The organism is Herbaspirillum sp. Sphag64 (assembly GCF_014192645.1).
Taxonomy (GTDB): domain Bacteria; phylum Pseudomonadota; class Gammaproteobacteria; order Burkholderiales; family Burkholderiaceae_D; genus Herbaspirillum.
Genome location: NZ_JACHYE010000001.1, coordinates 957,840 through 983,414, shown reverse-complemented (window position 1 = coordinate 983,414; position 25,575 = coordinate 957,840). Strand labels below are relative to the sequence as shown.

At 53.7% G+C, this 25,575-nt stretch carries 23 protein-coding genes; 19 read left to right on the top strand and 4 right to left on the bottom strand.

The genetic code is table 11. The features are described 5' to 3' along the window. Nucleotides 1-111 precede the first annotated feature (111 nt). The 8 genes from pstC to FHW66_RS04365 all read left to right on the top strand — a co-directional run bounded on the left by pstC (nt 112) and on the right by FHW66_RS04365 (nt 8,280). Entirely contained in the window at nt 112-1,155 is a 1,044-nt protein-coding gene (gene pstC, locus FHW66_RS04400) for a phosphate ABC transporter permease subunit PstC (RefSeq protein ID WP_370543399.1), read from the top strand. Further along, a complete protein-coding gene (pstA, locus tag FHW66_RS04395) occupies nt 1,152-2,036 on the top strand; it encodes a phosphate ABC transporter permease PstA (protein WP_183378479.1) in 885 nt (294 codons plus the stop codon). Before pstC ends, pstA begins: the two co-directional genes overlap by 4 nt. Nucleotides 2,037-2,052: 16 nt before the next feature. Further along, the gene (gene pstB, locus FHW66_RS04390; RefSeq protein ID WP_183378478.1) at nt 2,053-2,838 is read left to right on the top strand and encodes a phosphate ABC transporter ATP-binding protein PstB; all 786 of its coding nucleotides are present in this window, start codon (nt 2,053-2,055) and stop codon (nt 2,836-2,838) included. Nucleotides 2,839-2,998: 160 nt separating this feature from the next. Then, the gene (gene phoU / locus FHW66_RS04385) at nt 2,999-3,712 is read left to right on the top strand and encodes a phosphate signaling complex protein PhoU (RefSeq protein WP_183378477.1); all 714 of its coding nucleotides are present in this window, start codon (nt 2,999-3,001) and stop codon (nt 3,710-3,712) included. Between the two features lie 68 nt (nt 3,713-3,780). Beyond that, nucleotides 3,781-4,458 (top strand): response regulator, encoded by a 678-nt coding sequence (locus FHW66_RS04380; protein ID WP_183378476.1) that lies wholly within the window; start codon nt 3,781-3,783, stop codon nt 4,456-4,458. Nucleotides 4,459-4,576: 118 nt separating this feature from the next. Continuing rightward, nucleotides 4,577-5,911, top strand: a complete 1,335-nt coding sequence (phoR, locus tag FHW66_RS04375) for a phosphate regulon sensor histidine kinase PhoR (RefSeq protein WP_183378475.1) — start codon at nt 4,577-4,579, stop codon at nt 5,909-5,911. Between the two features lie 79 nt (nt 5,912-5,990). Beyond that, on the top strand, nt 5,991-6,236 hold the full coding sequence (locus FHW66_RS04370; RefSeq protein WP_183378474.1) for a hypothetical protein: 246 nt from the start codon (nt 5,991-5,993) through the stop codon (nt 6,234-6,236). A gap of 283 nt (nt 6,237-6,519) precedes the next feature. Continuing rightward, on the top strand, nt 6,520-8,280 hold the full coding sequence (locus FHW66_RS04365; protein WP_183378473.1) for a methyl-accepting chemotaxis protein: 1,761 nt from the start codon (nt 6,520-6,522) through the stop codon (nt 8,278-8,280). Nucleotides 8,281-8,307: 27 nt separating this feature from the next. Here FHW66_RS04365 and FHW66_RS04360 read toward each other — a convergent pair whose 3' ends face one another. Then, nucleotides 8,308-9,183, bottom strand: a complete 876-nt coding sequence (locus FHW66_RS04360; RefSeq protein WP_183378472.1) for a LysR family transcriptional regulator — start codon at nt 9,181-9,183, stop codon at nt 8,308-8,310. Between the two features lie 146 nt (nt 9,184-9,329). On the opposite strand from FHW66_RS04360, the gene FHW66_RS04355 reads away from it, so the two are divergent. Continuing rightward, nucleotides 9,330-9,764, top strand: a complete 435-nt coding sequence (locus tag FHW66_RS04355) for a multidrug/biocide efflux PACE transporter (protein ID WP_183378471.1) — start codon at nt 9,330-9,332, stop codon at nt 9,762-9,764. Between the two features lie 65 nt (nt 9,765-9,829). On the opposite strand, the gene FHW66_RS04350 is transcribed toward FHW66_RS04355, so the two are convergent. Next, nucleotides 9,830-10,675, bottom strand: coding sequence for an ureidoglycolate lyase (locus FHW66_RS04350; RefSeq protein WP_183378470.1), 846 nt, complete (start codon nt 10,673-10,675; stop codon nt 9,830-9,832). A gap of 338 nt (nt 10,676-11,013) precedes the next feature. Here FHW66_RS04350 and FHW66_RS04345 point away from each other — a divergent pair, with 338 nt between their 5' ends. Beyond that, on the top strand, nt 11,014-11,886 hold the full coding sequence (locus tag FHW66_RS04345; RefSeq protein ID WP_255458809.1) for a patatin-like phospholipase family protein: 873 nt from the start codon (nt 11,014-11,016) through the stop codon (nt 11,884-11,886). 15 nt (nt 11,887-11,901) lie between these two features. On the opposite strand, the gene FHW66_RS04340 is transcribed toward FHW66_RS04345, so the two are convergent. Continuing rightward, nucleotides 11,902-12,570, bottom strand: coding sequence for a C40 family peptidase (locus tag FHW66_RS04340; protein ID WP_183378468.1), 669 nt, complete (start codon nt 12,568-12,570; stop codon nt 11,902-11,904). 226 nt (nt 12,571-12,796) lie between these two features. Here FHW66_RS04340 and FHW66_RS04335 point away from each other — a divergent pair, with 226 nt between their 5' ends. The 4 genes from FHW66_RS04335 (at nt 12,797) to greA (ending at nt 18,587) form a co-directional block, all read left to right on the top strand. Further along, on the top strand, nt 12,797-13,204 hold the full coding sequence (locus FHW66_RS04335; protein ID WP_183378467.1) for a heme-binding protein: 408 nt from the start codon (nt 12,797-12,799) through the stop codon (nt 13,202-13,204). A 338-nt stretch (nt 13,205-13,542) separates the two neighbouring features. After that, entirely contained in the window at nt 13,543-14,715 is a 1,173-nt protein-coding gene (gene carA, locus FHW66_RS04330; RefSeq protein ID WP_183378466.1) for a glutamine-hydrolyzing carbamoyl-phosphate synthase small subunit, read from the top strand. Continuing rightward, nucleotides 14,708-17,941: a carbamoyl-phosphate synthase large subunit gene (gene carB, locus FHW66_RS04325; protein ID WP_183378465.1), complete on the top strand. Its 3,234-nt coding sequence runs from the start codon at nt 14,708-14,710 to the stop codon at nt 17,939-17,941. Before carA ends, carB begins: the two co-directional genes overlap by 8 nt. Nucleotides 17,942-18,110: 169 nt before the next feature. Next, on the top strand, nt 18,111-18,587 hold the full coding sequence (gene greA, locus FHW66_RS04320; protein ID WP_183378464.1) for a transcription elongation factor GreA: 477 nt from the start codon (nt 18,111-18,113) through the stop codon (nt 18,585-18,587). A gap of 123 nt (nt 18,588-18,710) precedes the next feature. Here the strand turns inward: greA and yhbY are convergent, their stop codons facing one another. Beyond that, nucleotides 18,711-19,172 (bottom strand): ribosome assembly RNA-binding protein YhbY, encoded by a 462-nt coding sequence (gene yhbY, locus FHW66_RS04315; RefSeq protein ID WP_183378463.1) that lies wholly within the window; start codon nt 19,170-19,172, stop codon nt 18,711-18,713. 94 nt (nt 19,173-19,266) lie between these two features. On the opposite strand from yhbY, the gene FHW66_RS04310 reads away from it, so the two are divergent. From FHW66_RS04310 to phoB, 5 genes are all read left to right on the top strand, one after another. Beyond that, the gene (locus FHW66_RS04310; RefSeq protein WP_183378462.1) at nt 19,267-19,911 is read left to right on the top strand and encodes an RlmE family RNA methyltransferase; all 645 of its coding nucleotides are present in this window, start codon (nt 19,267-19,269) and stop codon (nt 19,909-19,911) included. Between the two features lie 290 nt (nt 19,912-20,201). Beyond that, nucleotides 20,202-22,085 carry an ATP-dependent zinc metalloprotease FtsH gene (gene ftsH / locus FHW66_RS04305; RefSeq protein ID WP_183378461.1) on the top strand — a complete coding sequence of 628 codons (1,884 nt, stop codon included), beginning with the start codon at nt 20,202-20,204 and terminating at the stop codon, nt 22,083-22,085. A gap of 152 nt (nt 22,086-22,237) precedes the next feature. Further along, nucleotides 22,238-23,095, top strand: coding sequence for a dihydropteroate synthase (gene folP / locus FHW66_RS04300; RefSeq protein WP_183378460.1), 858 nt, complete (start codon nt 22,238-22,240; stop codon nt 23,093-23,095). A gap of 30 nt (nt 23,096-23,125) precedes the next feature. Continuing rightward, nucleotides 23,126-24,463 (top strand): phosphoglucosamine mutase, encoded by a 1,338-nt coding sequence (glmM, locus tag FHW66_RS04295; RefSeq protein ID WP_183378459.1) that lies wholly within the window; start codon nt 23,126-23,128, stop codon nt 24,461-24,463. A 60-nt stretch (nt 24,464-24,523) separates the two neighbouring features. After that, nucleotides 24,524-25,216 (top strand): phosphate regulon transcriptional regulator PhoB, encoded by a 693-nt coding sequence (gene phoB / locus FHW66_RS04290; protein ID WP_183378458.1) that lies wholly within the window; start codon nt 24,524-24,526, stop codon nt 25,214-25,216. The last annotated feature ends 359 nt before the right edge of the window (nt 25,217-25,575 follow it).

Here is a 25,575-nt window from a genome sequence, read left to right as displayed (position 1 = left end):
CACCGGTAACGGGTCAGCTGGCGCATTCCTGTTGTATTCCCTGATTTTCCAACCGATCCGGTTGTGTGCTATGGCCCGGTCCGTAGCATGCAGCACGCAATGGTGACAATAATGAGCTCAAACATCTCTGCCACGACCATGTCGAATACCGATTTAGGCAAGCCTGCCGTCGATAGCGCGAGCCAGCACAATAAGCAAGCGCACCAGGCGCTGTTGGCAACGATGCGCAAGCAACGTATTCAAGATTTTCTGTTTCACAAAGTCACGCTGATTTTTGCATTGACGGTACTGTTCATGCTTGGCGGGATTATCGTCTCCCTGTTTATCGGTGCATGGCCAGCTTTCCATGAATTTGGACCCGGCTTCATCACTCGCGTTGAGTGGGACCCGGTCAACGATCAATATGGCGCAGCGATTGCTATCTTCGGCACGCTGGTCACCTCGATTATTGCGCTGCTGATTGCATTTCCGGTCAGCTTCGGTATCGCCCTGTTTCTGACGGAGATCTGCCCTAGCAAACTGCGTCGCCCGTTGGGTACCGCGGTGGAATTGCTGGCTGGTGTACCTAGCATTATTTATGGCATGTGGGGTTTGTTTGTCTTTGCGCCGCTGTTTGCCCAGTATGGTCAGCCAGTGCTCAAGGCAACCCTCGGTCATCTGCCTCTGATCGGCGTGCTTTTTAGTGGGCCGACCATGGGCATCGGTTTGCTGACCGCAGGCCTGATTCTGTCGGTCATGATTATTCCTTTCATCGCCTCGGTCATGCGCGACGTGTTTGAAGTGGTTCCTGCGGTTCTCAAGGAATCTGCTTATGGCCTCGGCTGCACTCGCTGGGAAGTGGTGCGCAAGGTTGTGCTGCCTTATACCAAGACTGGTGTGGTCGGTGGCGTCATGCTGGGTCTTGGCCGTGCTTTGGGCGAAACCATGGCGGTCACGTTTGTGATTGGTAATTCATCGCGGCTGTCCTGGTCATTGTTCTCTGCCGGGAACAGTATTGCCTCGACGCTGGCCAATGAAATTGCAGAAGCGTCTTCGCAATTGCATGTGTCCGCACTATTTGCGCTTGGTCTGATTCTGTTCGTGATTACCTTCATCGTGCTGGCTGCGGCCAAGGTAATGTTGATGGGCATGGCCCGCAAGGAAGGTGCAAAATGACCCAGTCAGTCCAGCAAGTAGAGATCAATTCACCGATGAATCCTGTCTATCGTCGGCGTCTCTGGCAGCACCGGCTTGGCATGCTGTTTTCATTTCTCGCCATGACCGCAGGTCTGGCCGTTTTGGCCTGGATTCTGCTCACTCTCGTCATCAAGGGTTTCGGTGCGCTGCATTACACCATGCTGACCCAGAACACCCCCTCTCCCGGCGGTGATGGCGGTGGTTTGCTGAACCCTATCATCGGCAGCCTGATGATGGTTGGCCTGGGTACGCTGATCAGCACACCGATAGGTGTATTGGCAGGTATCTATCTGGCCGAGTATGGCGAAGAAAGTCGCCTGGCGCAGATTACCCGCTTTGTCACCGACATCATGCTATCGGCACCGTCGATTGTGATCGGCTTGTTCGTGTATGCGATCTATGTTGCGAATGTAGGCCATTTCTCTGGCTGGGCCGGTACCTTTGCGATTTCGCTGATTGCTATCCCAGTGGTGGTCCGTACTACTGACAACATGCTCAAGCTGGTACCGAGCAGCCTGCGTGAGGCGGCCTTTTCGTTGGGGGCGCCCCGCTGGAAGGTCGCCATGCTGGTGCGTCTGCGTGCCGTCAAGGCAGGTGTGGTGACAGGTATTTTGCTGGCGGTAGCACGCATTTCCGGTGAAACAGCACCGCTATTGTTTACTGCACTGAATAACCAGTTCTTCAGTACTAACATGAATCAACCGATCGCCAACCTGCCGGTGGTAATTAACCAGTTTGCCATGAGCCCTTATGACAACTGGGTTTCGCTGGCCTGGGGTGGTGCCTTGCTGATTACGTTCAGCGTCCTGGCACTGAATATCCTTTCGCGTACGCTGTTCAGCCAAAAAGTCCCCGGTTAATTGACAAGTGAATACTATGACTACTCCTATATCAGCAGCTACAGAACAGAAGTCGACGATCGAAGTTTCGCAGCTCAATTTCTATTACGGTGGCTTTCATGGCCTCAAGAACATCAATCTGAATATCTATGAAGGCAAGGTCACCGCTTTCATCGGTCCTTCCGGCTGTGGCAAGTCGACTCTGCTACGTACTTTTAACCGCATGTATGACCTGTATCCCGGGCAGCGTGCGGAAGGCAAGATCATGTATGCCGGCAAGAATATCCTCGAGCACGGACAGGATCTGAACATGTTGCGCGCCAAGGTTGGCATGGTGTTCCAGAAGCCAACCCCGTTCCCGATGTCGGTCTATGACAATATCGCTTTCGGTATTCGTCTGTATGAAAATCTGCCTAAGGGCGAAATGGATGAGCGCGTTGAATGGGCGCTGAAAAAGGCGGCGCTGTGGAATGAAGTGAAGGACAAGCTCAACAAGAGTGGCTTGTCGTTGTCCGGCGGTCAGCAGCAACGTCTGTGTATTGCTCGCGGTGTGGCGGTGCGCCCTGAAGTCCTGCTGCTGGATGAACCGACCTCAGCGCTGGATCCGATTTCGACTGCCAAGGTGGAAGAGCTGATTGGCGAACTCAAGAGCGACTACACGATCGCCATCGTGACCCACAACATGCAGCAGGCTGCACGCTGTTCCGATTTCACCGCCTATATGTATCTGGGCGAGATGGTGGAGTTTGGCGAGACTGACCAGATTTTCATGAATCCGGCGCGCAAGGAAACCCAAGACTACATCACCGGCCGTTTTGGCTGATCAGGCACGGCATAAGCTACTGCGCAGCCCGATCTGCGTGCTGTGATGCTCGCCGTACCCCAGTGCGGCTGTGCTTCTCGCACACACCTCGGACTGCTCGCTACGCTTCTGCCGCACCTCGTGAGTTCAGAGAAATATTCATTCATTTTAAGGACGTGCTATGACAGGCGATCACTCTTCTAAGCAGTACGACGCGGACCTGGAGACGATTCGTTCCAAGGTGTTGGCAATGGGCGGTATGGTGGAGCGTCAGTTCCAGGATGCGATTGCGGCATTTCGCAACGGTAATCTGGAACTCGCTGCGCGCGTGATGAAGGACGACGAGGCTGTCAATCGTCTGGAAGTCGAACTCGATGATGCCTGCAGTCATCTGATCGTGCGTCGTCAACCGACAGCTAATGATTTACGGACCGTGATGGCGACGATCAAGATCATTACTGATCTGGAGCGCGTCGGCGATGAGGCGACAAAAATCGCGCGCAATGCGATTCACCTCTACAAGCGTGGCCCGGTTGGACCGATCAATCATTATGAGACGGTACGTGTGATTGCGGAGGAAGCATCGGAAATGCTGCGCAGCGCGCTCGATTCGTTTGCCCGTCTCGATACCGAACAGGCAACCGCACTGATTGCGCAGGACGCCAGCATCGACCATGGCTTCCGCTCTATCACACGCAGTCTGGCGACCTTCATGATGGAAGATCCGCGCACTATTTCGACTTCTATCGATACCTTGTGGGTTGCCAAGGCCATCGAACGGATTGGTGACCATGCCAAGAATATCGGTGAATACGTGATCTATGTCGTGGGTGGTAAAGACATTCGCCATACCGACTTCGGTGCAGCCAAGATCGTTGAAGCGGACGAGGATTGATCCGGCTGAGCTGGAGATCTCTACACCAACAATAACTTCAGATTACCAGGACTGGAATACGGCGCACCATGACTACCATCTTGATCGTTGAAGACGAACCGTCGATTGCCGAGCTGATCGCATTCACGCTCAAGGAGGCAGGGTGGACCAGCTTTGTCGTGACCAATACCGCTGCTGCCTGGGAATTCGTGCAGCGGCGGGCGCCGCAACTGGTGTTGCTGGACTGGATGTTGCCTGACCGCAGTGGCTTGCATCTGCTCTCGCGGATTCGTGGCGACCGCCAGTTGAGTCAGTTGTCAGTCATCATGCTCACTGCCAAGAGCATGGAAGAGGACAAAATTGCCGGTCTTGATAATGGCGCTGACGATTATATTACCAAGCCATTTTCGCCACGCGAACTGACGGCACGTATCAAGGCTTTGCTGCGTCGCAAGAGCCCGGAGTTCGCGCAGGAAGAAATCCGTATCGGTCCGGTCACGTTGGATCCGGCCAGTTGCTCGGTGGCGCTCAATGACGAAAAAATTGATATCGGGCATGCCGAATATAAGCTTCTGAAATTCTTCATGGCCCATCCAGACCGCGTATTTTCACGCAGCCAGTTGCTGGATCGTGTCTGGGGAGACCACGTGGTGATCGAGGAGCGTACCGTGGACGTACACGTGTTGCGTCTGCGCAAGGCATTGCGGGAATCCGAAAGCCTGATCAAGACAGTGCGCAGCGTCGGTTACATGCTGTCAGCGCGTTAAGCTTGTCTCGGTCTGCAGGCCATAGGTCGCGGGCAACAAGTCGCCCCTAAAGACCTCTATACTGGGAGCTTTGCGACGCATCACGCGTCGTGCTCCAGACATCAGGAATAAATCAATTATGAGTCCACAGTTGTTGTTCTGGATTCCGGCCGCGTTGCGTCTTCTTGTGAGCGTAGCCGGCGTCGGTGTCGTTTATTTTTTCTTTGGCGCAACTGCCAGCCTGGTAGCTGCGCTGCTTGCCATGGCGGCGCTGGCGTTTACCCAGCTGCATTACTTGTATCGTCTTGGCAGCTGGCTGGATAATCCCACGCACTCAAAATTGCCTGATGGCTGGGGCGCATGGACCGATATTTTTGCCCGCCTGTATCGCATGCGGCGTGACGACGAAAAGAACCAGATCGAACTGGCCGAATGGCTGGCACGGTTCCGGCAAGCGATGAGCCTGTTGCCGGATGGTGTGGTCATCATGGACGATGTGCTGTTCCTGGAATGGTGTAACCCGGCGGCACAGCAGCACCTGGGCCTGCATCTGGAGCGAGATAAGGGCATGCGGGTGACCAATCTGATTCGCAATCCGGCATTCATTGATTACATCATTCTCGGACGCTACGAGCTGCCGCTGACCCTGGCGGTGCAGGAGCGCAAGTTGATCGTTCAGATTATTCCGTTTGAAAACCGGCGCCAGATTCTGGTCACGCATGATGCAACTGAGTCTGAGCGTATCGATATGATGCGGCGTGATTTCATTGCCAATGCCTCGCATGAATTGCGCACCCCATTGACGGTCATCAATGGCTTCTTGGAAATCGCACTGGCACAACCCAATCTTGATCCGCAAATCCGCACCGCCCATCTCAAACTGATGACGGAGCAGGGGCAGCGTATGCAGAATCTGATTGGCGATATGCTGACCTTGACCCGACTGGAGTCGGCAGACTATCCGTTGCGCACAGAGCATGTGCATATGACGACGCTGCTGGAGGGTATCCTGATCGAGGCAGAAGCCTTGTCATCGGGCAAACATCAACTCTCGCTGGTGGTCGAAGGCCCTGATTTGCTTGGGAACGTCGACGAGTTGCGCAGCGCCTTCAGCAATCTGGTCTCGAACGCGGTGCGCTATACTCCGCAAGACGGTAGTATCGATCTGGCCTGGCAAGCGCAGGCCGATGGTGGTGCGCGGTTTGTGGTGCGGGATACCGGGATCGGTATTAGCCAGGAGCATATTGCACGATTGACTGAGCGTTTCTATCGCGTTGATAAGAGCCGCTCCCGCGAAACACAGGGAACCGGACTGGGATTGGCCATCGTTCGGCATGTGTTGCTTCGTCATCGCGCCACGTTACTCGTGGAATCCCTACCCGGAAAGGGCAGTACCTTCACAGTGTGTTTCCCTGCCGATGCATTGATGAGCGTGGGGATGCCAATGACATCCGATGTCACAGAGCCACTGTGACAATTTGCCACAGTGGCATTACCGCGTTTATTTTTTATACTAATGGTTGGTATTTTGCTGGCATTGTAATTGTTGCATTATGAAAACATCATCTGACGCGCGTTCCGCAGACACTTTTCAATTGAGCAACCTGCATGTCATTCTGATCTTGCTGGTGGCGGGCACGCTGCTGATCATCGGCACCTGGATTGTTGCGGGTGAATTTGGCAAGGTGCCAGTGTCCTTGTGGGATATCTGCACGACAGCCATCAATGATGTGACTGGCAAAGCAGCTGCACCAATCAATGCGCCTGTGTTGCCGCCGGTGGTTGAGAACAACCGCTAGTGATCTAACCCTTCCAGAGCTCGTATTTTCCTGCCTGAGCAAACCTTCGTTTGCGTGAGCAAATTTTTGTCGCTAGTACGCTGGATTCCTGCGCACGGGAATGTGGTTTCCTCGCCGAAATCGCAATAGAAGTGTTGTAGAGCGACACTGTTCGACTTATTCTAAGTAGAAGTACTGATAGTTCTACGCGCCTGTTTTTCCACACAATAGGCGTGCACCAGCGATGGTGCCGGGGGAGACGCAGCCTGCTGACTCGCGATTACAAACTATAAGAATCCACGCTATGAATTTTTTCTCGAAACTTCCGATCGGGCGCCGCCTCAATCTCGGATTCACCATCATTTTGCTTGCTGCGCTGGCAGTCATTGCTACCAGTGTCTTGCGATTACATACGGTGGCTGAGCAAACCCAGATGATGATGGAAAAACCGTTAGCCAAGGAGCGTCTGGTCTCTGACTGGTATCGCGTCATTCTTGCTGGTGTGCGGCGTACGACGGCAATTGCCAAGAGCAGCGATCCAAGTCTGGCGGCTTACTTTGCCGATGACGCAGCAACTTCTTCGAAGATGTCGACTCAGCTCCAGAAAGATCTTGAAGCATTGATCAGTAGTGATCATGAGCGCGAACTGTTTACCAAACTGGCAACAGTACGCAAGGCCTATATCGCGGTGCGTGATGGTATTTCTAAAGCCAAGAGTGAGGGCCGTATTGACGATGCAAATCAGTTATTTGCGAGCGCGTATCCCCCAGCAGCGAAAGCCTATCTGGATATCCTGCAACAGTTGCTCGATGAACAACGTGCCAGTATTGACCAGATCGCAGCGAGTATCAAATCCCTGTATGAACAAAGTCGCAATCTGATGATCGCTTTTGGCGCGCTTTTGTTCGTTGCAGGGTGGTTGTTTGCCTGGCGTCTTGGTCTGAGCATTACACGACCTTTGCATGAAGCAGTCGGTTTTGCCGAGAAAGTCGCGGCGGGCGATCTAACTTCACAGATCGTCGCGCACAGCGACGATGAAACTGGCAAGTTGCTGCAAGCACTCCGTAGCATGAATGACAAGCTCTCTCATATTGTGGGTCAGGTACGCAGCGGCACAGACACGATTGCGACGGCATCGAACCAGATTGCCAGCGGTAATCTGGATTTGTCAGCGCGTACGGAACAACAGGCTGGTTCACTTGAGGAAACCGCCTCAGCCGTGGAAGAACTGACTTCGACAGTGCGCCAGAATGCAGATAATGCAAGACAGGCCAATCAACTGGCAGAGTCGGCATCGCATGTGGCTGAGCAGGGCGGTAGTGTCGTCGGCCAGGTGATCGACACCATGAGCGAGATCAATGCTTCGTCGAAAAAAATTGTCGATATCATCAGTGTGATCGATGGTATTGCGTTTCAGACCAATATTCTGGCGCTCAATGCCGCAGTCGAAGCCGCTCGTGCCGGCGAGCAGGGGCGTGGCTTTGCCGTTGTTGCTTCTGAAGTACGTAGTCTGGCGCAGCGTTCTGCCAGTGCAGCCAAGGAGATCAAGGCACTCATTGATGACTCCGTAGAAAAGGTCGATTCCGGCAGCAGGCTGGTGGAACAAGCCGGCTCCACCATGAGTGAAGTCGTCTCAAGCGTTAAACGTGTCACTGATATTGTCGGCGAAATCAGCTCGGCAACCCAGGAGCAAAGCTCGGGCATTGAAGAGGTCAATCGTGCCATTTCGCAGATGGATGAGGCGACTCAGCAAAATGCGGCGCTGGTGGAGCAAGCTGCTGCGGCGGCGCAGTCCATGCAGGATCAGGCAGCACAGTTGAATCAGTTGGTCGGTGTGTTCCGACTGGCGGATCAGCCAGCACCTCCTGCGGCTAGTCGCGCACCGCAGGCAGCCGCTTCCCCTAATCGACCTGTAGCGCGTCCGGCTCCCGCCAAATCAACGCCCCCTGCACCAGCCAAGACACTGGCGTCGGCATCCTCAGCGACAGCGCCGCGTCTCGCCAGCGGCAGTCAGGCTGCCAGAAAGCCTGCGACGGATGATCAGGGAGATTGGGAGCAGTTCTGACGCTGCGCACAGCGTATCAACGATGGATTAGCGCACTGGCTGCAGCAGCTGTTCACACAGCCAGCTGCCAGCCTGGCCTAGCCCGCGTTGACGTGACCAGATCAGATGGACCTGAATCGTGCGTGGCCAGCCACGTACAGCCAGTTGTTTCAGGTCAGCGGCACCAAAGCGCTTGACGATCCAGCGCGGCAAGGCAGCCCAGCCAAATCCCTGTTCGGTCATTTCCAGCAAAATCAGATAGCTGGAGGACGACCAGTGCAAGCCCTGGATCGGCGTGCGATGCTCTTCCCGATAGGTATTGAGGCGCAGTTCCCGATAGTCGCGCAGCATGCTGTCGCTGATATCGCTGATGTTGCTCATCGAGGCCAGTGGATGCTGTGGGCTGACGTATAGTCCGATTTCAGACTGCTCGGCGATGCTCTGATAGCCGATATCTGCCGGATACTCCGTCTGCGCTGCCACTAGTGCCATTTGTACCCGCCCGGATTGCACCAGCTCGACCGCATCCAGATCTTCTGCAATCAAACACTCCAGATGTAGCGATGGGTAGCGCTGTTCCAGCTGTACCAGTGTTTTTTCAAATACATCTGATTGATAGGTGTCGGAGAGCGCGAAGCACAGCTGTGGCTCCAGTCCTCCTGCCAGCTGCCGTGCCGCCCGACTCAGGCGGTCATTAGCATCACGCATCTGTTGCGCGTGCACCAGCAAGACCTGTCCTTGCTGGGTGAGTGTCGGTTTGCGCGTACTGCGGTCAAACAGACTGATACCAAGATCGATTTCGAGATTGGCGATGGCCTCGCTCACCGTCGACTGTTGCCTGCCAAGTTTGCGCGCAGCTGCAGAAAAAGAGCCCAGCGTAGCGGCCTCGATGAACATTACGATGGCATCGGTGGAGTAGAGCATGGCGACTGGCCTGAAAAATAAACGCAAACACTGAAACTGAACTGAGGGACTTAAATTACAACCTATCGGTTTTGCCGATGCTAAGTGATTTTATTCTATCAGGATAGGCTGTGATAATGCCCCTCATGTTGTCAATGGAGGTGAGCATGTTGGTGCAAAAATCACTGCTTGAACGCTGTTTTCACGCGATCTTGTTTGAAGTACTGGCCCTGCTGATTTGCGTGCCAGTCATGTCCTGGGTGCTGGATGTCTCTGTGATCCATGCGGGTGTGTTGACTCTGATGATTTCGCTGGTCGCGATGGCCTGGAACGTGATCTTCAATATCGTGTTTGATCGTATCGAGCGACACTACCGATGGCAGCGGACGTTCCTTGTGCGCATCCTCCATGCGGTCACGTTCGAAGCAGGTCTGATTCTGGCGGTAGTGCCATTGGCTGCATGGTGGCTGGAAATTGGTCTGGTCGAGGCATTCCTGCTCGACATTGGACTGGTGCTGTTTTTTTTACCGTACACACTGTTGTATAACTGGTGCTACGACAAGCTGCGCACGATTGTTGTGGGACGCATGCTGCTCAGCTAAACAATGTGCTACCCGGCTGAGGAGTGTTTCCTGTTACGGACGCTCCTCAGTGTTGTTGCTGCATGTCAGGCGTTGATGGTTTGTTGCTGTTGTTCGCCCAGGCCGTCAATACCCAGACGTATGGTTTGTCCGGCACGCAGATACACGGCAGCAGGTTTGACGCCCATTCCCACGCCGGGTGGTGTGCCAGTCGAGATGACATCGCCCGGCTGCAGGCTCATGAATTTACTCAGGTAGGCGATGATGAACGGCACTGTGAAGATCATGGTGCTGGTATTGCCGTTTTGGTAGCGCTTGCCATCGACTTCCAGCCACAGATTGAGATTGTTGGGATTGCTGATCTCGTCGCGGGTTACCAGCCAGGGACCGATAGGGCCGAAGGTATCGCAGCCCTTGCCTTTGTCCCAGGTGCCGCCGCGTTCAATCTGATATTCCCGCTCGGAAACGTCATTAATGACGCAATAGCCGGCGATGTGCGACAAGGCATCCTTTTCTTCGATATAGGCACCGGCCTTGCCGATGACCACACCCAGTTCGACTTCCCAGTCAGTTTTTTTTGAGCCGCGCGGTATTTTGACATTGTCATTCGGGCCCACTACCGCCGATGTCCACTTGTTGAAGACCACTGGCTCGGCCGGTATCGGCAGGTTGGATTCAGCGGCATGGTCGGCATAGTTCAGTCCGATGCAAATGAATTTGCCGATATTGCCGACACAGGCCCCAATACGAGGATTGCCTTCCACCAGCGGTAACTGGTTCAAGTCCAGCGCACGAATGCGCGCCAGGCTTTCGTCGTCGATATGTGCACCGTCGAGATCGCGCAGGTGAGTCGATAGATCGCGAATGTGGCCAGCCTGATCCAGAATGCCTGGCTTTTCTTGTCCGACGGGGCCATAGCGCAGTAATTTCATGATGGTTCCTTTGGTAAATGCAAATGCTGATCGATGATGAACGAATGGTGAAGCAGGTCAAACGGATCTTGCTGCACAGCGATGTGCTCGGCTGGCGCGGGAAAATAATAGCAGTTTAATGGTAAGACCACTAAAAAATCTGATGCACTAGGTGGATCTTCGGATGATCGATTGTTGTTGATTGCTCTTGGTCGCGCGTGCTGTGGCGCATGTACAATGGCGGCGCCCGTTCGGGCTAAGATTTTTTTCCTCCTACTGCCATGTCTGCTTCGCGTCGCTTTTTCCTTCGCCCCTTGTTGTCCCCGATCTCGCTGCTGCTTGTACTGGCAGGATGTAGTATGTTGCCGCAAAAAAATGCCGAGGTATCAGCAGTCGCGATCGCTTCGCAGCCAGCGTCAGTACCAGAGCCTGTGCGACCCAGGATTGCGCTGGCACTCGGCGGTGGTGCTGCGCGCGGTTTTGCGCATGTGGGCGTGATTAAAGCGTTGGAGTCGCAGGGGATTTTCCCTGACATCGTAGTAGGAACCAGTGCAGGCAGCGTGGTTGGTGCCTTGTACGCTGCCGGCAACAATGGCTTTGCATTGCAAAAACTGGCACTGGAGATGGATGAGGCTACTATCTCTGACTGGTCGATTCCGCTGTTCTCCAAGGTCAGTGGCGTGCTCAAAGGGGAGGGCGTGCAGAATTACGTCAATCGGGTAGTCAATAATATGCCGATAGAGAAGTTCAAGATTCCGTTTGGCGCAGTTGCTACCGACCTTAAAACTGGTCAACCCATTCTGTTTCGTCGCGGGAACGCCGGGATCGCGGTACGTGCTTCTTCTGCTGTGCCGGGAGTCTTCCAATCAGTGCGTATTGGTGATCGGTCCTATGTCGATGGTGGTCTGGTATCACCAGTGCCTGTGCGTTTTGCGCGCGAAATGGGGGCTGACTTTGTGATTGCCGTGAATATTTCGGCACAACCCGAAGCTCAGGCAGCAAGCAGTTCGGTCGATGTGATGCTGCAGACTTTTGCCATCATGGGGCAGACCATCAACAGCTTTGAGCTCAAGGATGCCGATATTGTGATTCAGCCTGAGTTGGGAGGAATGAAGGGAAGTGACTTTGCCGGGCGTAATGTTGCCATTTTGGCAGGCGAGCAGGCCGCAATGAAAGCCATGCCGGAGATTCGGCAAAAACTCAAAATCAAAGCAGATAACATGGCGCGCTGAGGGCGTGACATCCGTTTATTTTTGATCGTCGCTGTCGGCGGTATTGTTGTCGCCGCTGATAATGCGACGCGCGCCGTTGAAGCGCTTTTTCCAGTAAGCCAGATCCATGTCTTCGATACGTACCTGCCCACCGGCAGATGGCGAGTGGATGAACTTGCGGTCGCCGAGATAAATCCCGACGTGCGAGAAGCCACGACGTAGTGTGTTGTAGAAGACCAGGTCGCCGGGCTTCAGGTCAACCTTGTCGACCTGCTCACCGATACGGCTTATTTCAGCCGAAGTACGTGGCAAGTCAGTACCCCATGCTTCCTTGAAGACATAACGTACCAGTCCGCTGCAGTCGAGCCCGGTTTCTGGTGATGTTCCACCGTACCGATAGTTGATGCCGAGCATGCTTAATGCCTGCACGGCCAGTTCCGAAGCGCGGTTGGTGATGTCTTGCAGGCGCGCCAGAGCAACGCTGGTTTTGCCTAGCAAAGGTTGTTGATCTGGTGCGGAGGAGGCTGAGGAGATGCCGGTAATACCAGCGAAATTGGTGATGGTGGCAATATTCGGCGGTGAGCTGGACGACATGTTGGCCGTATTGTCGACGCTCCATGCCGTGCTGCAAAACCAGAAGCCGGCAGCCAGCACGCACACTTTAGCGAGTTGTTGTCGTTGCTTTCCAGTCTGCGCAATTGCCATCGTGACATTTCCTTGTCGATAAGACTGGGGCAATGTAAACAATTTCGACGGCAATGTCAAAAGCTAACCGCGAATAATTGCCATTTTATCAATTGCTTGATTGATATTTTGGGGTATTGATCACTCAACTTTGATAATTGAGACTCGCTAATTAAGGCTTACTTTTACTTTTTGCATCATCTCGTCTTACAATCAGCCTTCTTTTTATCTGAGATCTGGGACCATCATGCAAACGAAGCCGTATCTGACCCTTGAAGACCTGAAAAAAATCGCAGCCGGTGCCGAAGCAGAAGCCCGTGCCAATAACTGGGCGGTGGTCATTTCCATCGTTGACGACGGTGGTCATCTGTTGTGGCTGCAACGCCTGGATGGCGCAGCACCTGCATCGTCTTACATCGCCCCTGCCAAGGCCAAGACTGCTGCTCTGGGTCGCCGCGAAAGCAAGATTTACGAAGACATGATCAATAATGGCCGCGTCTCTTTCCTGAGTGCACCTGAACTCGAAGGATTGCTTGAAGGCGGTGTTCCTATTGTGGTCGATGGACAATATGTCGGTGCGGTTGGTGTTTCTGGCGTGAAGTCGTCGGAAGATGTGCAGATCGCCAAGGCTGGTATCGCAGCGCTGGGTCTGTAATTCCCACCGGTGCAGCTAATGCACTGATTTTTAGCCGTTTTTACCAATTCGGCTATTCCTGAAACGCGTCTTTTGGCAATCTTTGGATTTGCTGAGAGGCGCGTTTTGCGCTACAATTGTGCGGTTTAGCTAATTTAAATTCCGCCGTAGCGCATACCGAATCCTTCATCTCGTCCCAGCAGGCCCAACCGACATTCCAGGCAAGTTTAATGGGGTGTGCGCGGCGGTCGGGTTGGTGCATTTGCTGCATTCAGTACGGTTTCATTGTACGGGTGTTTGCATTCGTGCTCAGTGCGATCTGGCCCAGCCAGCGGCGGTAACAATCTCAGGAGTTACCCTTGCTGCCTTTACTTTCTGGCCCAACCGTTCCGGCCATCCTCGCGCTAGCAGACGGGTCCGTTTTTCTTGGTGTTTCCATCGGCGCTGCCGGCAACGTCAGCACCACAGCTGGCGAAGTCGTGTTCAATACCGCCATGACCGGTTACCAGGAAATCTTGACCGACCCCAGCTACAGCCGTCAAATCGTTACCCTGACCTATCCGCACATTGGCAATACCGGCGTCAATACTGAAGACGTTGAGGCTGCTCAGGTTCATGCAGCTGGCTTGATCATCAAGGATCTGCCGCGTCTGACCTCCAATTTTCGCACCAAGCAAAGTCTTAGCGACTATCTGCAAGCCAATAATATCGTAGCGATTGCCGGTATCGATACGCGCAAGCTGACTCGTATTTTGCGCGAAAAGGGTGCTCAAAACGGTGCCATCGTGGCGGGTGAGCAGGATATCGAAGTGGCCAAGGCAAAGGCATTGGAGTTGGCACGTGCCTTCCCTGGTCTGGCAGGTATGGATCTGGCCAAGGTCGTTTCTACCAAGCAGGCCTATAACTGGACCGAGACCGAGTGGAAGCTTGGTCGCGGTTACGGTCAGCAGATCACGCCGAAGTTCCATGTCGTCGCGTATGACTATGGCGTCAAATACAACATCCTGCGCATGCTCGCTGAGCGTGGCTGCAAGGTCACCGTGTTGCCTGCGCAAGCGACCGCGGCCGAGGCATTAGCGCTCAATCCCGATGGTATTTTCCTGTCCAACGGTCCTGGCGATCCAGAACCCTGTGATTACGCGATTGCTGCTGCCAAGGAGCTGATCGAGCGAGGTATCCCGACCTTCGGCATCTGTCTCGGTCATCAGATCATGGCACTGGCTTCCGGCGCCAAAACCCTGAAGATGAAATTTGGTCATCACGGTGCCAACCATCCGGTACAGGATCTGGCTTCCAAGCAAGTGCTGATCACTTCGCAAAATCACGGTTTTGCAGTAGATGCTGCGACGTTGCCAGCCAACTGCCGCGTCACACACGTATCCTTGTTCGATGGTTCGCTGCAAGGTTTTGCACGTACCGACAAGCCTGCTTTCTGCTTCCAGGGCCACCCAGAAGCATCACCCGGGCCGCATGACATCGCCCCGCTGTTTGATCAATTTGTGGCGATGATGGAGAAAAAGAAACATGCCTAAGCGTAACGACATTAAAAGCATTCTGATCATCGGCGCTGGTCCGATCATCATCGGTCAAGCCTGCGAGTTCGACTATTCCGGTGCCCAGGCCTGTAAGGCACTGCGTGAAGAGGGTTACAAGGTCATTCTGGTCAACAGCAATCCTGCGACCATCATGACTGACCCGGAAATGGCTGACGTCACCTACATCGAGCCGATTACCTGGCAGGTGGTGGAGCGTATCATTGCCAAGGAAAAGCCGGACGCCATTCTGCCAACCATGGGTGGTCAGACTGCGCTTAATTGCGCGCTGGACCTGCATCGCAATGGCGTACTGGAAAAATACGGTTGTGAACTGATCGGTGCCTCGCCGGAAGCGATCGACAAGGCCGAAGACCGCTCCAAGTTCAAGGATGCCATGACCAAGATTGGTCTGGGTTCGGCGCGTTCAGGTGTGTCGCACACGCTGGAAGAGTCCTGGGCAGTGCAAAAGGAATTGGGCTTCCCGGTCATCATCCGTCCTTCGTTCACCATGGGCGGTACTGGCGGCGGTATTGCGTATAACGCCGAAGAATTTGAAACCATCTGCAAGCGCGGCCTGGAAGCTTCGCCAACCTCTGAACTGCTGATCGAAGAATCGCTGATCGGCTGGAAAGAGTATGAGATGGAAGTGGTGCGCGACAAGGCTGACAACTGCATCATCGTTTGCTCGATTGAAAACCTGGATCCAATGGGTGTGCACACCGGTGACTCAATCACGGTCGCACCAGCGCAAACGCTGACCGACAAGGAATACCAGATCATGCGTAATGCCTCGTTGGCAGTGTTGCGTGAAATTGGTGTCGATACTGGTGGTTCCAACGTCCAGTTCTCGGTCAATCCACAAGACGGCCGCATGATCGTCATTGAAATGAATCCACGCGTGTCGCGTTCGTCGGCGCTGGCATCCAAGGCTACCGGCTTCCCGATCGCCAAGATCGCGGCCAAGCTGGCTGTCGGCTTCACGCTCGATGAATTGCGCAATGAAATCACTGGTGGTGCAACACCAGCATCGTTTGAGCCTTCGATCGATTATGTCGTTACCAAGATTCCACGTTTCGCGTTTGAGAAATTCCCGCAAGCAGACAACCACCTGACCACACAGATGAAGTCGGTCGGTGAAGTCATGGCGATTGGCCGGACCTTCCAGGAATCGTTCCAGAAAGCCCTGCGGGGTCTGGAAGTGGGTGTCGATGGCATGAACGAAAAAACCACCGATCACGAAACCATCAAGGAAGAGCTTGGTGAGCCAGGTCCGGATCGTATCTGGTACGTCGGTGACGCTTTTGCTCAGGGCTTCTCGCTGGAAGAGGTGCACGGCCTGACCCATATCGATCCCTGGTTCCTGTCGCAGATCAAGGAAATCGTTGATATCGAACTGTGGCTGGAAAGCTCGCAGACGCTCGATGTACTCGACAAGGACACACTGTTCAAACTCAAGCAAAAGGGCTTCGCTGACCGTCGTCTGGCCAAGTTGCTCAAGGTCACCGACAAGGAAGTGCGGGAAAAGCGCCATGCGCTCAATATTCGTCCGGTCTACAAGCGTGTCGATACCTGTGGCGGTGAATTTGCCACTGATACTGCCTACATGTATTCGACCTATGAGGAAGAGTGCGAGTCCAAGCCGACTGACAAGAAAAAGATCATGGTGCTCGGTGGCGGTCCTAACCGGATTGGTCAGGGTATCGAGTTCGATTACTGCTGCGTGCATGCCGCACTGGCAATGCGTGACGATGGTTATGAAACCATCATGGTCAACTGCAATCCGGAAACTGTTTCTACCGACTACGATACCTCCGACCGTCTCTATTTTGAGCCGCTGACCCTGGAAGATGTACTGGAAATCGTTGCTCTCGAGAAGCCGCATGGCGTGATCGTGCAATATGGCGGTCAGACACCGCTGAAGCTGGCGCTGGATCTGGAAGCCAATGGCGTGCCTATCGTTGGCACGTCGCCGGACATGATCGATGCTGCCGAAGACCGTGAACGGTTCCAGAAGTTGTTGCATGATCTGGGTCTGCGTCAACCGCCGAATCGTACTGCGCGTACTGAGGCTGATGCCTTGCGTCTGGCGCAGGAAATTGGTTACCCGCTGGTGGTGCGTCCTTCCTACGTGCTCGGTGGCCGTGCGATGGAAATCGTCCACGAACAACGTGATCTGGAGCGCTACATGCGCGAAGCCGTCAAGGTCTCGCATGACTCGCCAGTGTTGCTGGACCGCTTCCTTAACGATGCGATCGAAGTCGATGTCGACTGCCTCTCCGATGGTGAGCGCACCTTTATCGGCGGCGTGATGGAGCACATTGAACAGGCAGGTGTGCACTCGGGCGACTCAGCTTGCTCGTTGCCACCGTATTCCTTGTCTAAGGAAACCATTGATGAGCTCAAGCGCCAGACTGCATTGATGGCCAAGGGGCTGAATGTGGTGGGTCTGATGAATGTGCAGTTTGCGATTCAGCAATCCGAAGTTGATGGCAAGTTGCAGGACGTTGTCTTCGTGCTGGAAGTCAATCCACGTGCCTCGCGTACCGTACCGTTCGTCTCCAAGGCGACCGGCTTGCAACTGGCAAAGATCGCCGCGCGTTGCATGGTCGGTCAGTCGCTGGAAAGCCAAGGCATCAAGAACGAAGTGATTCCTCCTTACTTCAGTGTCAAGGAAGCGGTATTCCCGTTTGTGAAATTCCCAGGCGTTGATACCATTCTTGGACCTGAAATGAAGTCGACCGGTGAAGTCATGGGAGTCGGCAAAACCTTTGGTGAAGCATTCGTCAAGTCGCAGTTGGGCGCCGGTGTGAAGTTGCCGAGGTCGGGCAAGGTCTTTATCAGCGTCAAGGGTAGCGACAAACCACGCGCCGTACAAGTGGCCAAGGATCTGGTTGCACTAGGCTTCACCATTGTTGCCACACGCGGTACCGCTGTTGCTATCGGCGCTGCGGGGATTCCAGTTGCCACCGTCAACAAGGTGGTGGAAGGGCGTCCTCACATCGTCGACATGATCAAGAATAATGAAATTTCTCTGGTCATCAATACGGTGGAAGAAAAGCGCACTGCGATTGCAGACTCCGGCGCCATTCGTACTTCTGCACTGGCGGCACGTGTGACAACGTTCACCACGATCGCTGGTGCCGAAGCTGCGGTCGAGGGCATGCGCCATCTGGATGCGCTGGATGTGTATGATTTACAAGGACTACATAAAGCTATACACTAATCCTTCATACACGTTTCATTGCTAACCAGTCATTGGTCACAGAGGGCATCTGAGTATTCGATGCCCTCTGTGCCTTTTTAATGGCAAACTTTGTATCTATGCCTTACCGTGATTTGTGCACGGTATTGGGCGCGCTATACAAAAGTGCCTCCATTTTGTTGAGAGTTTTATGAGTACTGTACCCATCACCAAGCATGGTGCCGAGCTTTTGAAAGAAGAGCTGCAACGTCTGAAATCCAAGGAGCGTCCGGCCGTGATCAATGCGATCGCCGAAGCGCGTGCGCAAGGCGATTTGTCGGAAAATGCCGAATATGATGCCGCCAAGGAACGTCAGGCATTTATCGAAGGCCGTATTGCAGACCTCGAAGGTAAGCTCGGCTCTGCCTTGATTGTTGATCCTGCAACACTTAATGCAGATGGTCGCGTCGTGTTTGCTTCCACTGTTGATCTGGAGAATCTGGACAGCGGTGAGAAGGTAACTTATCAGATCGTCGGTATCGACGAAGCTGATATCAAGGAGGCAAAGGTCTCTGTCACTTCGCCGATTGCGCGTGCGTTGATAGGTAAGAGTGCAGGTGATGTGGTGGCGGTAGAAGCGCCATCAGGCGTGCGCGAGTATGAGATTCTGGAAGTGCGTTACCTATAACGGCCTTGGTTGGCCTCAGCGTGGTCTGAGGCCTCCGGCGACTGTTACGCAGAATGATCCAGTGTGACAGTGCAGGCAGCAGAATTGAAAATGCCCGCAAGAGCGGGCATTTTTTCTTTCGGATCAGCCGGCGCGTTTTGTACTTTTCTGACGCGGCTTGGCGCGCTTGATTGAACCACCGGCAGTCACTCGCTCGTTGCCCTTGAGCATGACTTTGGTCACGGATGGGCGCTTGGTGCCGCTGGCACTGGGTTTGACGATGGTGACTTCGCGCATGCCTTTGCCGCGGGTTTCACTGCGATCCTTGGCATTTTCTTTCTTGGGACGGAATAGCACCAGCAATTTGCCAATATGCTGCACCGGAGCAGCCTTAAGCTCTTCGCAAATGGTTTCGTAAATGGCAATGCGTGCTTCGCGATCATCACCGAATACACGGACCTTGATGAGCCCGTGGGCATTGAGGCTGAGGTCAATTTCCTTGGTCACGGAAGGCGTCAGTCCACCTTCGCCGATAATGACGACCGGACTCAGGCCGTGTGCCTCGGCACGCAACTCGCTGCGCTCTGCGGGGGTAAGTTTCAACATAGATTGTGTTCCCGGGACCGGGCCAAGTGCTGCATGAAGCCTGTTCAAGGCCTTGCCGCTGTCCCTCAATATTTAAAACCAGTATTCTACGCGAATGGCAAAGAACAAATTAAACAAAAACTGGCTGCATGATCACATCAACGATCCGTATGTGAAGCTTGCGCAAAAGGAGGGCTATCGCGCCCGCGCCGCCTACAAGCTTAAGGAAATCGATGAGGAAGAAAAGCTGATCCGGCCAGGGCAGATCATTGTCGACCTCGGTTCAACCCCGGGCAGTTGGTCGCAATATGCGCGCAACAAGCTGGCAGGTGGAGAAGGGGGCGGGATTCGAGGAACCATTATCGGCCTTGATATGTTGCCCATGGATCCAATTGCTGACGTGCATTTCATCCAGGGCGACTTCCGTGAGGAAGAGTCGGTGTTGCAGCTGGAGACACTGCTCGCTGGTCGGCAGGTTGATCTGGTGTTGTCCGATATGGCTCCCAACCTGTCAGGTGTAGCGATCGCCGATGCGGCGCGCGTCGAGCATATTGTCGATCTTGCTATAGAGTTTGCGCAAATGCACATGAAACCGACCGGTGCGTTGTTGGTCAAGTGCTTCAATGGGACTGGTTACAACGAGCTGTTGCATAAATTTCGTGCTGAGTTCAAGACCGTAATGTCAAAGAAGCCGAAAGCCAGCAGAGATAAATCGTCCGAAATCTTCTTGTTGGGGAAAGTGCTCAAAAACCCAAGATAATTGGGACAAAATTGCGCTTTCTTACCAGATATTCCCTTGATTTTAACGAGTTGAATACCACATCCTTTGCTAGGAAACGTCTTCGCATCATTTTATTTTGTCATATTGGCAATGTTTTCATATTGCTGAGTTTCACATTTGTGAAGAAGTCGTTCAAGTTTCGTTGCGCAGTTGCCGTTGTCCTGAATAGCGCAACTGCGTGCTGATGGTTTCCTAGTAAGCGCAGATGAATCCGAGTAAAATCGGGTATACATAAGGTAATGAGGCGCGCTCGCGTCGGAGGAGTTCTAGTGAACAACATGTTTTCCAAAGCCGCCATCTGGGTGGTGATCGCCCTGGTGCTGTTTATGGTCTTTAAACAGTTCGATAGTCGTAGCATGGGCTCCGGTGCCTCGCCGATTGCTTATTCTGACTTCATCAGCGAAGTCAAAGCTGGTCATATCAAGGATGCAACGATTGATGACCGCAATATCATCGCCACCACGCAGGATGGCAAAAAAATCAAGACTGCCGCGGCTTTGTTTGATCGCGGGCTGGTCGGTGATCTGCTCAACAACGGCGTGAAGTTCGATGTCAAGCAGCCGGAAGAGCCTTCTTTCCTGTCGCAGATTTTCATTTCCTGGTTCCCGATGTTGTTGTTGATTGGCGTCTGGATTTTTTTCATGCGCCAGATGCAGGGCGGTGGCAAGGGTGGTGCCTTTTCGTTCGGTAAATCCAAGGCCCGCATGCTCGATGAAAACAGCAATTCGATTACCTTCGCCGATGTTGCCGGTTGCGACGAAGCCAAGGAAGAAGTGCAGGAGCTGGTCGAGTTCCTGCGTGATCCGACCAAGTTCCAGAAGCTCGGTGGTCGTATTCCCCATGGTGTACTGATGGTCGGTCCTCCGGGTACCGGTAAGACCTTGCTGGCACGCGCTATTGCTGGCGAAGCCAAGGTGCCATTCTTCACAATCTCTGGCTCAGACTTCGTAGAAATGTTTGTGGGTGTTGGCGCATCGCGGGTACGCGACATGTTCGAAAATGCCAAGAAGCATGCACCTTGCATTATTTTCATCGACGAAATTGATGCGGTTGGTCGTCATCGTGGCGCCGGCATGGGTGGTGGTAACGATGAACGTGAGCAGACCTTGAACCAGATGCTGGTCGAGATGGATGGTTTTGAAGCAAACTCGGGTGTGATCGTGATTGCGGCAACCAACCGTGCTGATGTGCTGGACAAGGCTTTGTTGCGTCCCGGTCGTTTTGACCGTCAGGTGATGGTCGGTTTGCCGGATATCCGTGGTCGTGAGCAGATTCTCTATGTGCACATGCGCAAGGTGCCTATCGCACCCGATGTGAAGGCTGACATCCTGGCTCGCGGTACACCAGGTTTTTCCGGTGCTGATCTGGCCAATCTGGTTAATGAAGCAGCATTGTTTGCCGCTCGTCGCAGCAAGCGTCTGGTCGAGATGCAGGATTTTGAGGATGCCAAGGACAAAATCGTCATGGGTCCGGAGCGCAAATCTGCTGTCATGCGCGAAGAAGAACGCCGCAATACGGCCTTCCATGAGTCCGGTCACGCGGTGGTCGCCAAGCTGTTGCCGAAGGCTGATCCGGTACACAAGGTCACCATCATGCCCCGTGGCTATGCATTAGGTCTTACCTGGCAACTGCCTGAACATGATCGCGTGAACATGTACAAGGATAAGATGCTTGAAGAAATCGCGATTCTGTTTGGTGGCCGTATCGCTGAAGAAATTTTCATGCATCAGATGTCGACTGGCGCATCCAATGACTTTGAGCGTGCAACCAAGCTGGCGCGCGCCATGGTGACTCGCTACGGCATGTCAGAATCGTTGGGCACCATGGTTTATGAAGATACTGAACAAGATGCCTATTTTGGTCGCATGTCTTCCAAGACCGTGTCTGAGGCCACACAGCAAAAGGTCGATACTGAAATTCGCAGTATTCTCGATACGCAGTACGCGCTCTCGCGTCGATTGCTGGAAGAGAATCGTGACAAGGTTGAAGTGATGGCGCAAAAGTTGCTCGAATGGGAAACTATTGATGCCGATCAGATCAATGACATCATGGACGGCAATGAGCCACGTCCGCCAAAGTATGGTGCGCCCGTCAAGAAATCTTCTGACAATACTCCAGGTGGCGTGTCGCCTAATGCGACAGCACCGGCCTGACGGCCTGATGGTGTAAGAAGCAGCAAGCAAGATCAGGGTGAGGAGCGATCCTCGCCCTTTTTATTTGATGCGGGGGGCATTGCGGTGGTCAGCGACTAAAACCGTTTGCTCTTCCGTCGACTTGAAATCACAGGCAGTACAAGTACACAGTCATGAGTCAACAATATCTTCAGTGTGGTCGCTATCGCTTTCCTGTTCGGAGCGATCGGCGACCTTTGGTCATGGGTATCCTTAATGTGACGCCCGATTCTTTTTCCGATGGTGGAAGTTATTCTGCACTCGAATTTGCCGTTTCCCATGCTGAACAAATGATCGCCGATGGCGTTGATATCATTGATATCGGCGGTGAATCGACCCGCCCTGGGATTGCACCCGTGCCTCTGGCGCAAGAGCTGGAGCGGGTGATGCCAGTGATCTATGCCTTGCGTGATTGCGGCAAGCCTCTGTCGATCGATACCTATAAACCTGAGGTCATGCGCGAGGCGTTGATGGCCGATGCCGACATGATCAATGATATCAACGGCTTTAGGGCGGCAGGCGCGATTGATGCCGTGAAGGATAGTGCGGCAGGTTTGTGCATCATGCACATGCAGGGCGAACCACAAACCATGCAGCAACAGCCGGTCTACGACGATGTACTCGATGAAGTCACGGATTTTTTACGGCAGCGGGTGCAATTGCTGGAAGCTGCAGGGATTGAACGAAGTCGCCTGTGTATCGATCCTGGCTTTGGATTTGGCAAGACAGTCGAGCATAATTTCCGTTTGCTGCAACATACGCGCCGCCTGATTACCGATCTTGGGGTGCCTCTGCTGGCAGGGATGTCACGCAAGTCGATGATCGGTGCGATTACTGACAAGCCTGTTGAGCGGCGTCTGGCTGGCAGTATTGGTGCTGCCTTGGCAGCAGCGGCGCAAGGTGCGATGATTGTACGGGTCCATGACGTGGCTGAAACCGTGGATGCATTGAACGTGTGGCAAGCCGGTATGGCGGATCATGGACAATATTGATAAAAATAATTGAAGAAAAGAGTGAAAGTCATGGCAGGAAAATATTTTGGTACGGATGGCGTGCGCGGACTTGTGGGCGAAGCACCGATAACACCTGATTTTGTCATGCGCTTGGGCTACGCGGCTGGCAAGGTATTGACCAAATCAGTGAGCTCATCGCTCAAACCGGTCGTGCTGATTGGTAAAGACACCCGGATCTCTGGCTACATGCTTGAGGCAGCGCTGGAAGCTGGTCTGGCTGCCGCAGGTGTCGATGTGATGCTGGCCGGCCCGGTACCTACGCCAGCAGTAGCTTATCTGACACGTGCACTACGTTTGTCAGCTGGCATCGTGATTTCGGCGTCGCATAATCCTTTTCATGACAATGGCATCAAATTTTTCTCTGCCAGCGGTAACAAGTTGCCAGATGCGGTCGAAGCAGAAATCGAGGCGGAGCTTGATCTGCCAATGGCTTGTGTTTCTTCGGAAAAGCTCGGCAAGGCCAAGCGTCTGGATGATGCACAGGGGCGCTACATTGAGTTCTGCAAGAGTACATTCCCGACTGCGCTTGACTTGCGCGGCATGAGTATCGTGGTCGACTGCGCGCATGGTGCCGCCTACAATATTGCCCCCCACGTTTTTCACGAGCTCGGTGCTGAAGTCATTACCATCGGTAATCAGCCCAATGGTCTCAATATCAACGACGGTTTTGGTGCTACCGCACCCGATGCATTGGTCAAGGCCGTGCGTGCCAATCACGCAGATATTGGGATCGCACTCGATGGTGATGCTGATCGACTGATCATAGTCGATGAAGAAGGCCGTATCTATAACGGTGACGAATTGCTCTATGTGATGGTCAAAGACCGATTATCGGTCGGTCCCGTGTCTGGTGCGGTAGGTACCTTGATGACCAATATGGCGCTGGAAGTGGCTTTCCGAAAAATGGGCATTGCCTTTGCGCGTGCCAAGGTCGGTGATCGCTATGTGCTGGAGACTATGCAAGAGCGTGGTTGGCTGCTTGGCGGTGAAGGTTCAGGTCACTTGCTGTGCCTCGATAAACACACCACAGGTGATGGCATTGTCTCAGCATTGCAGGTGCTGTCGGCCCTGAAGCGAGCGAACCAAACATTGGCCCAGATGACGGCCGATATCAGTCTGTACCCACAGGCCCTGATTAACGTTAAAATTCCGGCCGGCTTTGACTGGAAGAATAATCCCGCTGTTCAGGCCGAAAAGGAAGCTGTCGAGCAAGCGCTAGGTGAGAATGGTCGTGTATTGATTCGCCCCTCGGGAACCGAACCCCTGATTCGGGTAATGGTAGAGGCACCGCAAGCCGACACCGCACAAAGTATGGCGCGGCGCATTGCAGACAGAGTTACCGCCTGAGCCGGTAGCACGGCACAGGCTGCTGTGGATGCTCATTACAGGTTAATCAGATAAACGCGCATGTCAAAAGATCAGTTGCATATCTTGCTGGTTGAGGATGAACCAAGCATTGCCGAGTTACTACGTTTTACGCTCGAAGGTGCTGGTTTCAGAATCAGTATTGCTAGCGATGCGGACCAGGCACGTGCGCTAGTGGGCGGGATCTTGCCGCAGCTGGTACTGCTGGACTGGATGTTGCCCGACACATCCGGTCTGAGCCTGCTCGGTGAGTGGCGGCGTGAGCTGCGGACTGCACAACTGCCCGTCATCATGCTGACCGCCAAAGGGATGGAAGAGGACAAGGTCAAGGGTCTCAATGAGGGCGCGGATGATTACGTCACGAAGCCGTTCTCTCCCATGGAACTGGTTGCTCGGGTGCAAGCCTTGCTGCGTCGCAAGGCGCCGGAGCTGGGGCAGCAGTTATTGTCTTACGGGTTGCTGGGTATTGATACAGAGCGTCATCGGGTTTCCGTGGGTGCTCAGGAGATTGAGCTTGATCAAGCCGAATTCAAGTTGTTACGTTATCTGGTGGCGCATCCCGAGCGCATTTTTTCACGTGCGCAATTGCTAGATAAAGTCTGGGGTGATCACACTTTCATCGAAGAGCGTACCGTGGACGTGCATATCATGCGGTTACGCAAAGCACTAGGCGCTGCTGCCGAGTACGTAAAAACAGTCCGCGGCATGGGGTACAAGCTCAGCATGGAAACCTGAACTGAAGATAATTGTACGAGGGTTGGACTGCCCTGAATCCGGATGCTGGCTTTCCATCTGTGATGACACCCGTTACAATAGCGCGCACGCCCCCGTAGCTCAGTGGATAGAGCGATCCCCTCCTAAGTCAGATTGGGCACCGGCAAGCGAAAGCGGCCGCGTGAATGGAGTCAAATTCGGTGAACCCTGACAGTGTATGTTCAACAATCATGTACCTATGGCGCATGATTGTTATGCAAACGGCTGCTGGCAATACCGAGCCAAGCCATACTACCGACGGTGGTATGGAAGGTGTAGAGACTAGACGGCTCCGACCTGCGGACTGCTATTGGTATTTGCAGTTCATGGTCAAGGTATAG